Origin of the sequence: Pseudomonas sp. P8_229, from assembly GCF_034008635.1 — a bacterium.
Taxonomy (GTDB): domain Bacteria; phylum Pseudomonadota; class Gammaproteobacteria; order Pseudomonadales; family Pseudomonadaceae; genus Aquipseudomonas.
Genome location: NZ_CP125378.1, coordinates 5,135,639 through 5,149,016, shown reverse-complemented (window position 1 = coordinate 5,149,016; position 13,378 = coordinate 5,135,639). Strand labels below are relative to the sequence as shown.

12 protein-coding genes are annotated in these 13,378 nt (G+C 61.9%); 5 read left to right on the top strand and 7 right to left on the bottom strand.

Features of this window, described 5'->3' with window-relative positions; all coding sequences use genetic code 11:
• Positions 1-95: 95 nt before the first annotated feature.
• Positions 96-1,823 (bottom strand): ShlB/FhaC/HecB family hemolysin secretion/activation protein, encoded by a 1,728-nt coding sequence (locus QMK55_RS23180; RefSeq protein ID WP_320330031.1) that lies wholly within the window; start codon positions 1,821-1,823, stop codon positions 96-98.
• Positions 1,824-1,931: 108 nt separating this feature from the next.
• The gene (locus tag QMK55_RS23175) at positions 1,932-3,065 is read right to left on the bottom strand and encodes an MFS transporter (RefSeq protein WP_102355768.1); all 1,134 of its coding nucleotides are present in this window, start codon (positions 3,063-3,065) and stop codon (positions 1,932-1,934) included.
• Between the two features lie 98 nt (positions 3,066-3,163).
• Here QMK55_RS23175 and QMK55_RS23170 point away from each other — a divergent pair, with 98 nt between their 5' ends.
• From QMK55_RS23170 to QMK55_RS23160, 3 genes are all read left to right on the top strand, one after another.
• Positions 3,164-3,928: an AraC family transcriptional regulator gene (locus tag QMK55_RS23170; RefSeq protein ID WP_102355767.1), complete on the top strand. Its 765-nt coding sequence runs from the start codon at positions 3,164-3,166 to the stop codon at positions 3,926-3,928.
• 96 nt (positions 3,929-4,024) lie between these two features.
• A complete protein-coding gene (locus tag QMK55_RS23165; protein ID WP_102355766.1) occupies positions 4,025-5,146 on the top strand; it encodes an HlyD family secretion protein in 1,122 nt (373 codons plus the stop codon).
• Positions 5,143-6,735, top strand: coding sequence for a DHA2 family efflux MFS transporter permease subunit (locus tag QMK55_RS23160; protein ID WP_102355765.1), 1,593 nt, complete (start codon positions 5,143-5,145; stop codon positions 6,733-6,735). The genes QMK55_RS23165 and QMK55_RS23160 overlap by 4 nt, the downstream gene beginning before the upstream one ends.
• A 138-nt stretch (positions 6,736-6,873) precedes the next feature.
• Here the strand turns inward: QMK55_RS23160 and QMK55_RS23155 are convergent, their stop codons facing one another.
• The 5 genes from QMK55_RS23155 to QMK55_RS23135 form a co-directional block, all read right to left on the bottom strand.
• Complete coding sequence (locus QMK55_RS23155; protein ID WP_102355764.1) at positions 6,874-7,314, bottom strand: carboxymuconolactone decarboxylase family protein; 441 nt, start codon at positions 7,312-7,314, stop codon at positions 6,874-6,876.
• A gap of 96 nt (positions 7,315-7,410) precedes the next feature.
• A complete protein-coding gene (locus QMK55_RS23150; RefSeq protein ID WP_320330030.1) occupies positions 7,411-8,853 on the bottom strand; it encodes a mechanosensitive ion channel domain-containing protein in 1,443 nt (480 codons plus the stop codon).
• Positions 8,854-9,013: 160 nt separating this feature from the next.
• Positions 9,014-9,640 (bottom strand): isochorismate family cysteine hydrolase YcaC, encoded by a 627-nt coding sequence (gene ycaC / locus QMK55_RS23145; RefSeq protein WP_320330029.1) that lies wholly within the window; start codon positions 9,638-9,640, stop codon positions 9,014-9,016.
• Between the two features lie 56 nt (positions 9,641-9,696).
• Positions 9,697-10,380 (bottom strand): isochorismatase family protein, encoded by a 684-nt coding sequence (locus QMK55_RS23140; protein ID WP_102355761.1) that lies wholly within the window; start codon positions 10,378-10,380, stop codon positions 9,697-9,699.
• Between the two features lie 85 nt (positions 10,381-10,465).
• Complete coding sequence (locus tag QMK55_RS23135; protein WP_102355760.1) at positions 10,466-11,332, bottom strand: pirin family protein; 867 nt, start codon at positions 11,330-11,332, stop codon at positions 10,466-10,468.
• 105 nt (positions 11,333-11,437) lie between these two features.
• Here QMK55_RS23135 and QMK55_RS23130 point away from each other — a divergent pair, with 105 nt between their 5' ends.
• Positions 11,438-12,346, top strand: a complete 909-nt coding sequence (locus QMK55_RS23130) for a LysR substrate-binding domain-containing protein (RefSeq protein WP_102355759.1) — start codon at positions 11,438-11,440, stop codon at positions 12,344-12,346.
• 228 nt (positions 12,347-12,574) lie between these two features.
• On the top strand, positions 12,575-13,378 hold the full coding sequence (gene dkgB / locus QMK55_RS23125; protein ID WP_320330028.1) for a 2,5-didehydrogluconate reductase DkgB: 804 nt from the start codon (positions 12,575-12,577) through the stop codon (positions 13,376-13,378).

Genomic DNA, 13,378 nt, shown 5'->3' with positions numbered 1-13,378 from the left:
GTACGGCATCACGGCGCGCGATTGAGTATTGGCCGTGGCTGTCGCGCTCAGATCCGACGGCTGTTTGTTCACTGTTTGATGAGTCTCGGTGGTGCTCATATCTGCAACCCCACGCGCATCAGCCAGGTCTCTGGCTCGTGCTGCAAGCCGTTGGGGGTGTTGAGGGCGCGTTGGTAATCGACGTCCACTTGCAGATTCTTCCAGCCCAGGTTCAAGCCGACGCTGGCGCCGCTCAGGCGTTGGCCCGGCGCGCCGTGGTCGGCCTTGAGCCAGCCGTTGTCCAGGCCAACACGCGGGGTGATCTGCACCGGCCAGTCGGTGCGCAGCGGCAGGCGCAACGTGTTGCGCCAGATCGCGCCGCTGGCCCCGGATGCACTGTTGACCCGATAGCCGCGCACTGCTGAATCGTCGGTGCCGAGTAGTTGTTCGATGGCCGGCAACGGGTCAGGGCTGTATTGCAGATTGAGCTGGCTCTGCCACTGCCAGGCCTGCGCGCCGAACTGGCCGTTGCGCCACTGGCTGAGGCCGGCGCGGTACTTGCGAAATTGCGCTTTGGGCAAGTTGTCGATTTGATGATTGGCGTCGTCATCGGCGCCGAGCCAGCGCAAGCCTTGCGAGTAGGTGAAGTCGAGGTTCCACACCGCCCGGTCGAGCCAGAACAGGTTGAGTCCGGCTTCGGCCACGGTCAGGGTCGGGCTTTGAATGCCCAGACGGGCATCTTCCAGATAACTGTCGACGTCCTTGTGTGCCAGTTGCAGGTTGGCACTGAGCTGGCGGCTCTGGTCGCGCCACAACACGCGGTCGGCGCGCAGGCTCAATTGATCGGTGATGCCGGTGCTGTGAAACGTCACGCTGGGCAGTTTGAACGGCGCGCGGTATTCGGCGTGGCTGGCAAACACACTGTAGGTCCAGTAGCCGTAGGGAATCGCGTAATACAGGCTGGCGTTGCGGTTGTAGCGATCCCCCTGATTCAAGGTGTCGCTGGCGCTGAGGCTCAACAGATCGTTGAGTTGCAACGGGCTGTCGACGCTCAGACTGACGCTGTTGCGATCACGCCCAGTGCTGGCGCTGCCGAGGTTGTCGATTCCCAGCCCCAACGCCCAGCGCGACTGCCCGGCCGTGCGCGAGCGCAGGATAATCCGCGACGCGCCGGGCTGGCTGCCCGGGGCGATGTCGGCGGTCAGGTCGATCGAGCGCAAGCGGTTCAACTGATCCAGTCCCTGCTCCAGATCGCGCAGGTTCAACGGCTGGCCGAGCATATGCGGGAACGCGCCGCCCAGCGACACCGGCAGGCTCTGGTCGGCCAGTTCGATGGACTCGATGTAGCCCTCGTCGATCATGATATCCAGCGACTGCCCCGCCGCCGGTGCGCTCAACAGGTACGGGCGGCTGGCGATGTAACCCTTTTCAACGTAGCTCGCAGTGATGGTCGCCAGCAAATGGTTGATCTGGCCGACGCCCATGCACGGCGCCAGCAACGGTTTGATCCGTGCGTTGAGTTTGTCGCTGTCGATCAGGGTGACGCCGCCAATGCGCGTGCCGCTCAGTGGCCAGCAGCGTTCATCGGGAGCAACCGTCTGCGGGATCGCCGGTGTGGCGGGCGCCGGGCCGAACGCGCCGCGCTCCAATTGACGCTTGCGTTGCTCCAACTGCAGTTGTTGCAGATCGCGCTGTTGCTGTTGCTGCTGGCGCAGCACTTCCTGGCCCGGCGCGACAGGGTCAGCCGCTTGAATGGAGGAGGCACACACACTCAACACAACGGCCGACAACAGCGGGCAACGCGTGGAACGACGACGAAAAACAGCGCGAAGCGAATACGGCACGCAACATCCTTGCAATCATAAAATGGCGTAATGCCACCTCATCAATGCGAGTGATAGTCAGAGCCTTCCTACACAAATGCAAGACGCTTCCTACAACGCTTACATTTCTTAAACAATTGATTTATCAGCCTTGAAGGTCAGCAGCAAAGCCACGCCGCTGCAGGCTATCAGGGTTTCCCCGAGGGCTTGCACCCAGCCGGCGAGCATCAGTCCGGCACCGATCAACAGGTAATAAAGCAGCCCCAGAAGTGCCCCGGCGGTGCCCAGGCGATCGGCGTAATTGACCAGCGCCGAACCGAGAACATTCGGGATGGCCATGCCGAAGGCCAATACCACCAGCAACATCGGCAATACGAATGCGCCGCTGTCCTGCAGCCGCCACACGCCCAGACCACCGAGCAAACTGCAGATGGCGGCGAGGCGAATCAGTTGCAGTGCGTTGCAGCCGCGCCGCAACAACCGTTGGTTGAGCCATGCTCCAAACCCTGAGCCCAGAGCGAGGATCACCCCGCTGTAGCCGAACGCTGCACTACTCAGGCCGAGTCGCTCGAACAGGAACGGTGCGAGACTGTAGTAACTGAACAGCGCCACATTGAACGCGGCGATCCACAGCGCCGAGCGCCAGATACCGGCATCTCCCAGCATGCGCACGAGGGTGTCCAGCAGCCCCATGCTGGTCCGTGCGCACGGGCGGGTTTCCGGCAAGGCGCACCAGCTCCATAGCCACAACGCCAACGCGATCAACAGCAAGGCCGCGAGCACCCCACGATACCCAAAACCATGCACCAGCCCTGCGCCACTGAACAGGCCAATCGCCGGACTGGCCGCCAGTGCCATGCCCACGAGCGAAAACACCTGCGCCAGTTCCGCACCCTGGAAGCGGTCGCGCAACAGAGTCTGGGTGACCACCGAACCGACCGCAGCACCAAATGCCGCGAGGGCCTGGACCAGCAACAAGCCGTTGAAACTGCGCACACTCAAACCGATGACGCAGGCCACGATGCAGATCGCCAGACCGGCCAACATCGCCGGGCGCCGACCGATCCGGTCACACACTCGCCCCCACGTCACCACTCCGAAGGCGAACGCCAGAAAATACACCGACAAGGTCTGCGCCGCCGCTTGCGGCCCGACGCCGAACGCTCGGCCGATATCGCCGAGCGCCGGGCTGTAGAGGGTCTGGGCTATCTGCGGAAACATCAGCAGGGCAATCGCCAGCAGCAATAGAGATCTGTTGTTCATCGACGTTTCTCTTCAAGTGAAAGCGCCGAAGAGTTTAAAAACTATCGACTGGCGTATTATCCAAACCCTGACAAATTATCGTTGAAACCGGACAATCCATGGCTTGGCTCGACGCCCACGCAACCTTCGACCCTGATCACTTCAGCGCACCGGTCATCGGCATCGCCTCCACCCTTGGCGATCACGACTCAGGCCTGCATTGCCATCAGCGCGGGCAATTGCTCTACACCCGGCAAGGCTGCACGCGCATCACGCTGGCGCAGCAGTTGTGCCTGTTGCCGCCGTCGCGGGCAGCATGGATTCCCGGGGGTGTCAGCCATCGTGCGGTGATGCAACAGAGCGTCGATTACCGCTCGATCTGGCTGCTGCCTGAACTGTGCCGCGAGCTGCCGCAACAGGTGTGCGTGATTGAGGTCAGCCCATTGTTGCGGGCAGTACTGGAGCCGATGGCCCAGGCCGATTTCGCCAGTAATTGGCAGCATGGCAAACTGTTTCATCTGCTCGGTCTGTGCCTGAGTGAGATTCGGGAAGCCGCACAACAGCCGATGCTGCTTCCCCTGCCCCGGGACAAACGCCTGGCGCCGCTGCTGTCGACCCCCGAACAACTGCCTCCGGAACTGCAACTGCTGGAACAACAGATCGGCGCCAGCAGCCGCACCATCGGGCGGATCTTCCAGCGTGAAACCGGCATGAGCTATCAGCAATGGCGCCAGCAGTGGCGCTTGATGCGCGCCATGGAGTTACTCGCCACCGGACGCAGCCTCAGTTACTGCGGATACGAACTGGGGTTTGCCAGCGACAGCGCATTCATTGCGTTCTTCAAGGCCATGAGCGGCACCACCCCCGGCCACTGGCTGAAATAAGCAACTGACGACCGGAATGAAAATTCAATTGCCACAAAATATTACTCGCGTCATATTACGTCCGTAATAACGATCCATTTGCGCAGGTATTACGCCATGACCAGTATGCCCACCCTCAAGCCCGATCTGTCTGCAGTGGTGACCAACACCAAACCGCCACTGCGCAAACGTCTGCTGCTGACCGGCGCCGGCCTGATCACGCTGGTGGTGGTCGGCGTGTACGCCGCGCACTGGTGGGGCACCGGGCGTTTTCTGCAAGAGACCGACGATGCCTACATCGGTGGCGACGTCACGGTGATCGGCCCGAAGGTCGCCGGGTACATCGAAGAAGTGCTGGTCAGCGACAACCAATCGGTGAAGGCTGGCGACGTGCTGATCCGCCTCGACGCGCGGGACTACCGCGCCAACCTCGCCAAAGCCGAAGGCGCCGTGGCTGCCGAAGAAGCGTTGCTGGCCAACCTCGACGCCACCGAACAGTTGCAGCAAGCGGTTATCGGCCAGGCCCGCGCCGGCATCGATGCGGCAGGTGCCGAAACCGCTCGCTCGCGGGACGACAACACCCGCTACAAACGGCTGGTGAGCACCAATGCCGTGTCGGTGGAAAGTGCCCAGCGCGCCGACGCCACGTTCAAGACAGCGCAAGCCCTGAGCGCCAGAGCCCAGGCCGAACTGCTCGCGGCTCAACGCCAACTGGCGGTAATCGATACCCAGAAACAACAGGCCCGCGCCGCCCTGCAACAAGCCCGGGCCGAGCGTGATCTGACGCAGTTGAACCTCGGCTACACCGAGCTGCGCGCGCCGGTCGACGGAGTGATCGGCAACCGCCGCGCGCGGGTCGGCGCCTATGCCCAGGCCGGTTCGCAACAGTTGTCGGTGGTGCCAGCCAGTGGGCTGTGGGTCGATGCCAATTTCAAGGAAGATCAACTGGCACGGATGAAACCCGGACAGCGGGTGAGCATCCGCGCCGACGTCCTCTCCGGCCAGGAATTCCACGGCCGCCTCGACAGCCTCGCCCCCGCCACCGGTTCGCAGTTCAGCGTGCTGCCGCCGGAGAACGCCACCGGCAACTTCACCAAAATCGTCCAGCGGGTGCCGGTGCGAATCCTCCTCGACCCGGCCGATGGCGTGCTCGGCCATCTGCGGCCGGGGCTGTCAGTCACTGCTGAAGTCGATACCCGCGCACAAGCTGAAACCAGCGCCGTGGCGGTCGCACCGTGAGCACCGCCCTTGCTGCCCCGGCGCAACCGTTCAACGCAGCGGACATGGCCACCGCGACCAAGGTGTTCGCCTTCGCCACGATGTGCATCGGCATGTTCATTGCCCTGCTCGACATCCAGATTGTTTCGGCGTCGCTGCGTGACATCGGTGGCGGACTCTCGGCCGGCACCGACGAAACCGCGTGGGTGCAGACCAGTTACCTGATCGCCGAAATCATCGTGATTCCGTTGTCGGGCTGGCTGTCGCGGGTGTTCTCCACGCGCTGGCTGTTCTGCGCTTCGGCGGTTGGCTTCACCCTGGCCAGCCTGCTCTGCGGGGTGGCCTGGAACATCCAGAGCATGATCGCCTTTCGCGCGCTGCAAGGTTTTCTCGGCGGCTCGATGATCCCGCTGGTGTTCACCACGGCGTTCTTTTTCTTCACCGGCAAACAACGGGTGATCGCCGCGGCAACCATCGGCGCGGTGGCGTCACTGGCGCCGACATTGGGTCCGGTTATCGGCGGCTGGATCACCGATATTTCCTCGTGGCACTGGCTGTTCTACATCAACCTGGTGCCGGGCATTTTCGTCGCCGTGGCGGTGCCGATGCTGGTGAAGATCGACCAGCCGGAACTGTCGCTGCTCAAGGGCGCGGACTACCTGAGCATGGTGTTTCTCGCGCTGTTTCTCGGCTGCCTGGAATACACCCTCGAAGAAGGCCCGCGCTGGAACTGGTTCAGCGATCAGACGATTCTGACCACGGCATGGATCAGCGGCCTTGCGGGTCTGGCCTTTATCGGTCGCACCTTGCATGTGGCCAATCCGATCGTCGACCTGCGCGCCCTCAAGGACCGTAACTTCGCCCTCGGCTGCTTCTTTTCCTTTGTCACCGGGATTGGTCTGTTCGCGACGATTTACCTGACGCCGCTGTTTCTCGGGCGGGTGCGCGGTTACAGCGCGCTGGACATTGGACTGGCGGTTTTTTCCACCGGGGTGTTCCAGATCATGGCAATTCCGCTGTACGCCTTTCTCGCCAATCGCATGGATCTGCGCTGGATCATGATGATCGGGCTAGGCTTGTTTGCCGTGTCGATGTGGGAGTTCAGTCCGATCACCCACGACTGGGGTGCCGCTCAGTTGATGCTACCGCAAGCGCTGCGCGGGATCGCCCAGCAACTGGCGGTGCCGCCGGCGGTGACACTGACGCTGGGAGGACTGGCACCGGCACGCTTGAAGCACGCTTCGGGGCTGTTCAACCTGATGCGCAACCTCGGCGGCGCCATTGGTATTGCGGCGTGCGCGACCATTCTCAACGACCGCACCAACCTGCACTTCACCCGCTTGGCCGAGCATCTGAACAGTAGCAACGAGGCGATGAATCAATGGTTGTCGCAGGTCTCCGGCAACCTCGCGACGCTGGGCCAGAGCGGTGACGTCGGGATCACCGCCGGCCTGCATCAACTGTGGCTGCTGACGTACCGTGAGGCGCAGACCCAGACCTACGGCGACACCTTCCTGATGATCATGCTGTGCTTCATCATCGCCACGGTGATGGTGCCCTTGATGCGCAAGGTACAACCACCGGCCGCGCCGAGTGCGGATGCGCATTGATCACCCTTCTGAGGGGTATGCACTTTCCACTGTGGGAGCGGGCTTGCTCGCGAAAGCGGTGTGTCAGATAACCACTAATGTGACTGACACGACGCCTTCGCGAGCAAGCCCGCTCCCACAGTTATCGACCGTGAACTGTCAGAGCTGTGGGGTTTTGCGGAAGCCCACTGCCAGGCGGTTCCAGCTGTTGATGGTGTTGATCGCCACGCTGAGATCGACCATTTCCTTGGGCGTGAATTGCGCGGCGACGATGTCGTAGTCTTCGTCCGGGGCGTGGGTCAGGCTCAGTTGGGTCAGCGATTCGGTCCACAGCAGCGCAGCGCGTTCACGCTCGGTGAAGAACGGCGCTTCACGCCATGCCGTCACCGCGAACAACCGGCGTGGGGTTTCGCCGCCCTTGATCGCATCGGCAGTGTGCATGTCGATGCAGAACGCACAGCCGTTGATCTGCGAAGCGCGCAGCTTGACCAGTTCGACCAGGGTCTTTTCCAGCGGCAATTTCGAGACCGCAGTTTCCAACGCGATCATCGCTTTCAGGGCGTCTGGGGAAGCGGTGTAGAAATCGGTACGAGCTTTCATGGTGAGTTTCCGGGGCCAGTGAATGTGTGCCTAAGGTAGACCCGACCCTGCCCCGGGCAAATAGCCAATCTCCCGGAAGACGAGTAGACCACCCTGTCACACCCGATTGCGCAACCACTGCAGGAACCCGGTTTTCGCCGCCACGGCCGGCACGTCCTGGGTCAGTGTCTGGGCCTTGTGCAGCCGGTAATCGAGCAAGGCTTTCATCGCCTCGTTGATGTCGTGGCGGGCATCCAGGCAGGGTTTGAGGTAGCTCTTCTCGATGCGGTACAGCGCACAGAAGGTTTTCGCCGCGAAGGTGGCCGGCACCGACGAGTCGGACAGAATCCCGGCCTCGCCGATCACCTCCCCCGGCCCCATGCGCCCGGATTCGAACGGGCTGCCATGGCGGATCAAGGTCACGCTGACCACGCCGGATTCGATGATGAACAGATGATCGCTGACCTCCCCGGCTTCAAGGATCGTCTCGCCGGCACGGAAGGTCTGCAGGGTCATGTTCTGGCTGAAGGTGTCCTTCTCCTCCTGGCGCAGGGTGGAGAAAATCGGCGAACTGTCGAGCAGCGCCCGTGGCCGCGACAGGCTGCTCGGCGCGTTCGGCTCCACACTCGACAACAGATTGACCCCGGACGCCTGCAAGTGCCGATAGGCCAGATCGAACAGTTGATTGCGCACTGGACGTTTCTGGTCCATCGACGACACGAAACCGCTGATTTCGTATTCGGCCCCGGTGCTGCCGGAGCTTTTCAGCGCGACGCTCGGAGAAGGATTGTCCAGCAGCGGACGGCAGCCCTGCATCGCCCGTTCCAGCGCGTCGATCACCGTGGTCGGGCGCGCATGCGGGCTGACCTGCACACTGACGGCCAGGCCGAACATGTTGCTCGGCCGGCTGAAGTTGATGATCTTGGCCTTGGCCGCCAGTGAGTTGGGAATCACCGCCATGCTGCCCTGGCTGGTTTGCAGCCGCGTGGCGCGCCAGTCGATGTCGATGACCCGACCTTCGGTGCCGTCGATGGATATCCAGTCATCGATCTGATACGGCTTGGTGGTGTTGAGCACGATCCCGGAAAACACATCGCTCAGGGTGCTCTGCAACGCCAGACCGACGATGATCGCCAAGGCCCCGGACGTCGCCAGCACGCCTTTGACCGGCAAATCCAGCACGTAGGCCAGCGCCGCGATGATCGCGATCAGGAAAATCACCGCACCGAGCAAGTCCTGCAACAGCCGCCCGGTGTGCCCGACTCGCTGCATCATCACCGCACCGATCAGCACGGTCAGGGTGCGCGCACCAAACAGCCACCAGCCGATCTGCAACCCGGTCGCCGCCAGGTGCAGCGGCACGTTGTCGGCCCACGGCGCCGGCTCCATCGGGTTGAGGCCTTCGTTGAACAATACCGCGCTGAACAGGCCGAAAATCAGCACCCGCACCAGCAGCTTCCACTCGCTGCCTCGGGAGCTGATCAGGCGCCACAGGCCCAGATCGAGGAGGATCAGGATCAACGCGCAAAACAACGGATGTTCAGTCAAAAAAGACAACATCAAAGCACTCCGGCACGGGCCAATCGCGAGAAGATCGCACAGATTGGGCAAGTGTAGGAGTAATTGATTTCAGCGGATGAACGCCCACACAAAAACACCCAAAAAACCCTGTGGGAGCGAGCAAGCTCGCTCCCACAGGGGGGGATGGAGGTGTTGCTGATTACTTGGCGTTAGTCAGGGTGGTGTAGCTGGTGAACAGGTTGCGGTAGTCCGGGATGTGGTTGGAGAACAGCGTGCCGAGGCCTTCGATGTCGTTGCGCCAGTCACGGTGAAGCTCGCAGGCCAGGCCAAACCAGGTCATCAACTGCGCGCCGGCGCTGGACATGCGGTTCCAGGCCGATTCGCGGGTCAGCTCATTGAAGGTGCCCGACGCATCGGTGACCACGAACACATCAAAGCCCTCTTCCAGCGCCGACAGCGCCGGGAATGCCACGCAGACTTCGGTCACCACGCCGGCGATGATCAGTTGCTTCTTGCCGGTGGCCTTGATCGCCTTGACGAAATCTTCGTTGTCCCAGGCATTGATCTGACCCGGGCGGGCGATGTACGGCGCCTCCGGGAACAGCGCTTTCAGCTCGGGCACCAGCGGGCCATTGGGGCCGGTTTCAAAACTGGTGGTCAGGATGGTCGGCAGCTTGAAGTACTTGGCCAGATCGGCCAGCGCCAGCACGTTGTTCTTGAACTTGTCCGGGTCAATGTCACGCACCAGCGACAGCAGGCCGGCCTGGTGATCGACCAGCAAAACAGCGGCGTTGTTTTTGTCCAGACGTTTGTATTGAGTGGTCATTGCAATAATCCTCGCGGGTTGTCAAAGCCGACCGGCGGTCGGCGTGGATGAAACGATCAGCGCTGCGAATCCAGCACTTCGTGTTCGTTCGCGACTTGCTGAGCCTTGAGGTAACTCTCGATCAGCAACTGATAATGCGGCATGGCCTGGGCGTAGACGGCCGCCCACTGCTCGGCATCGGGACGGTTCCACGAGCCTTGCAGCTCGGAAAGCGTAGCCATGATGTCGATCGGCACCACCCCGGCCTGGGCCAGACGGGCAACGGTCAGATCAGTGGCCATTTTCGAGTGGTTGCCCGAGGCATCGACCACGGCAAACACCTTGTAGCCTTCGTGCACGGCGGCGATAGACGGGAACGCCAGGCACACGCTGGTCAGGGTGCCGGCGATCACCAGGGTTTTCTTGCCGGTGGCTTTGACTGCCGCGTGAAACTCGGCGTTATCCCAGGCGTTGATTTCACCTTTGCGGGCCACGTATTGCGCATGCGGCGCGGCCTCATGAATTTCCGGGATCAACGGCCCGTTCGGCCCCTGCGGCACGGACGCGGTGGTGATCACCGGCATCTTCAGCAAGGTCGCCGCCTTGGCCAGTGCCACGGCATTGGCGCGCAGTTGCGGCACATCCATGTCCTTGACGATCTGGAACAGACCGCTCTGGTGGTCAATCAACAACATCGCGGTGTCGTCGGGATCGATGGTCGGTTTCAGGCCATTGAAGTTCGCTGCATAGACAGTGCTCATGGGCGTTTCCTCTTTCTTTGGGCAACAGCCATCCCTGGCCTTCGAACCGGCCTACGCGTCCTGTGTAGAGCGGAGTGGTTTTGCGTTAAGCGTGCATCTGGCCGAAGCGGCCGGACTGGAAGTCGGCGAATGCCTGGTGAATTTCCTGCTCGGTGTTCATCACGAACGGGCCGTGGCCGACGATCGGTTCGTCGATCGGCTCGCCGCTGAGCAGCAACACCATCGCGTCCTGGCTGGCTTCGAGTGTCAACTGATGGCCGTCACGCTCGAACAGCGCCAACTGCCCTTCGCGCACCGATTCCAGACCGTTGACCTGCACCGAACCTTTGAGCACCACCAGCGCGGTGTTACGGCCTTCGTGCAGATCGAGCGTCAGCAATTTGCCTGCGTTCAGGCGCAAGTCCCACACGTCGATCGGGGTGAAAGTGCGTGATGGACCGGTGTGGCCATCGAACTCACCGGCGATCAGGCGCAGGCTGCCGGCGTTGTCCTTGAGTGCGATACTCGGGATGTCGCTGTCGAGAATCGTCTGGTAGCCCGGCGCAGCCATTTTGTCCTTGGCTGGGAGGTTGACCCACAGCTGCACCATTTCCAGTTTGCCGCCGGTTTTGGCGAAGTTGTCCGAATGGAATTCCTCGTGGAGGATCCCGGAAGCCGCGGTCATCCATTGCACATCGCCAGGGCCGATGACCCCGCCACTGCCAGTGGAATCGCGGTGCTGCACTTCGCCCTCATACACGATAGTCACGGTTTCGAAACCACGGTGCGGATGCTGACCAACGCCACGCCGCTCGGTGGTCGGGGTGAAGTGCGCCGGGCCGGCGTGATCGAGCAGCAGGAACGGGCTGATGTGTTTGCCCAGGTTGTCGTAGGAAAACAGTGTGCGAACCGGGAAACCATCGCCGACCCAATGGCCGCGCGGGCTGGTGTAGATACCGATGATGTTTTTCATGGTTGTCTCCAATTGGGGTGAGTGATGCGATGGATTAAGCTTAAATCCATGATCATTAATGCACTAGACTGCAAAAATCAGCCTTAGCGTTCTATCTGGAGAACGATGGTGGAAGACCTCAACACCCTCTACTACTTCACTCAAGTGGTGGAACACCACGGATTCGCCGCCGCCGGGCGGGCGCTGGACATGCCCAAGTCGAAACTCAGCCGGCGCATTTCCGAGCTCGAAGAACGCCTCGGCGTGCGCCTGTTGCACCGCACCAGCCGCCATTGTTCGCTGACCGAAATCGGCCAGGCGTACTACCAGCGCTGTCTGGCGATGCGCGTCGAAGCCGAAAGCGCGGCCGAACTGATCGAACGCAACCGCTCCGAGCCGCAAGGACTGGTGCGTCTCAGTTGCCCGACGGCGCTGCTCAACTCCTGGGTCGGGCCGATGCTCACCCGCTACATGCTCAAATATCCGTTGGTCGAGTTGTTCATCGAGAGCACCAACCGCCGGGTCGATCTATTGCACGAAGGCTTCGACATTGCGCTGCGGGTACGTTTTCCGCCACTGGAAAACACCGACATGGTGATGAAGGTGCTGGGCAACAGCACCCAGTCGGTGGTCGGCAGCCCGATGTTTGTCGAACGCCTGTCCTCACCGCCCTCGCCGGCCGATCTCAACGGCCTGCCGAGCCTGCATTGGGGTGCGGCGCAGCGCGAATACCAATGGGAGCTGCTCGGGCCGAATGACAATACGGCGGTGATTCGGCATACGCCGCGCCTGGTCACCGATGACCTGATTGCCTTGCGCCAGGCGGTCATCGCCGGGGTCGGCGTAGCGCACCTGCCGAGCGTGGTGGTGCGTGAGGACATTGCCGCCGGACGCGTGGTGGAACTGGTACCGGGCTGGGCGCCGAAATGCGGGGTGGTACACGCGATTTTCCCGTCGCGCCGGGGACTGCTGCCGTCGGTGCGCACGTTGATTGATTTTCTTGGGGAAGAGTTTGCGCAGAGCGATATAGCCTGAATCGGTGGTGCGCCCTTCGCGAGCAGGCTCGCTCCCACAGGGGATTTGTGAACACCGCAGATCTCCTGTGGGAGCGAGCCTGCTCGCGAAGGGGCCAGACCAGACAACACAAACTCCATATTGGATTCATGACTTCTGCTCAACAGTGCTTTGCCCCACCAGCGGTTTTTCTCAAGGAAGCAGACGCGGATACTCCTGCCCATTCCCACTGCAACCCTGGAGTCATCAATGTCTGTTCCCGCTTTTGGTCTGGGTACGTTTCGCCTGCAAGGTCAGGTGGTCATCGATTCGGTGAGCACCGCGCTTGAACTCGGTTACCGGGCCATCGACACCGCGCAGATCTACGAGAACGAAGCCGAGGTCGGCCACGCCATCGCCGCCAGCGGCATCGCCCGCGACGAGCTGTTTATCACCAGCAAGATCTGGGTCGCCAACTTCGCCAAGGAGCGCCTGATCGACAGCCTCAAGGAAAGCCTGCACAAGCTGCAAACCGATTACCTGGACCTGACGCTGATCCACTGGCCCTCGCCGGAAGACCAGGTGCCGGTCGCCGAGTTCATGGGCGCGCTGCTGGAAGCCAAGCGTCTGGGCCTGACCCGGCAGATCGGTATTTCCAACTTCACCATCGAGCTGATGCAACAAGCGATCGCCGCAGTCGGCGCCGACAACATCGCCACCCATCAGATCGAACTGCACCCGTACCTGCAAAACCGCAAAGTGGTCGAGTTCGCCCAGAGCCAGGGCATCCAGATCACCTCGTACATGACCCTCGCCTACGGCGAAGTGCTCAAGGACCCGCTGATCCAGCAGATCGCCGCACGCCTGCAGGCCACCCCGGCACAAGTCACCCTGGCCTGGGCGATGCAGTCAGGATACGCAGTGATTCCGTCGTCGACCCAACGCGCCAACCTGCAAAGCAACCTCGGCGCGACAACGCTGACCCTGAGTGAAGCCGACATGGCGCTGATCGCCACGCTGGAACGCGGCCAGCGCCTGACCAGCCCGAAAGGCATCGCCCCGCAGTGGGATTGA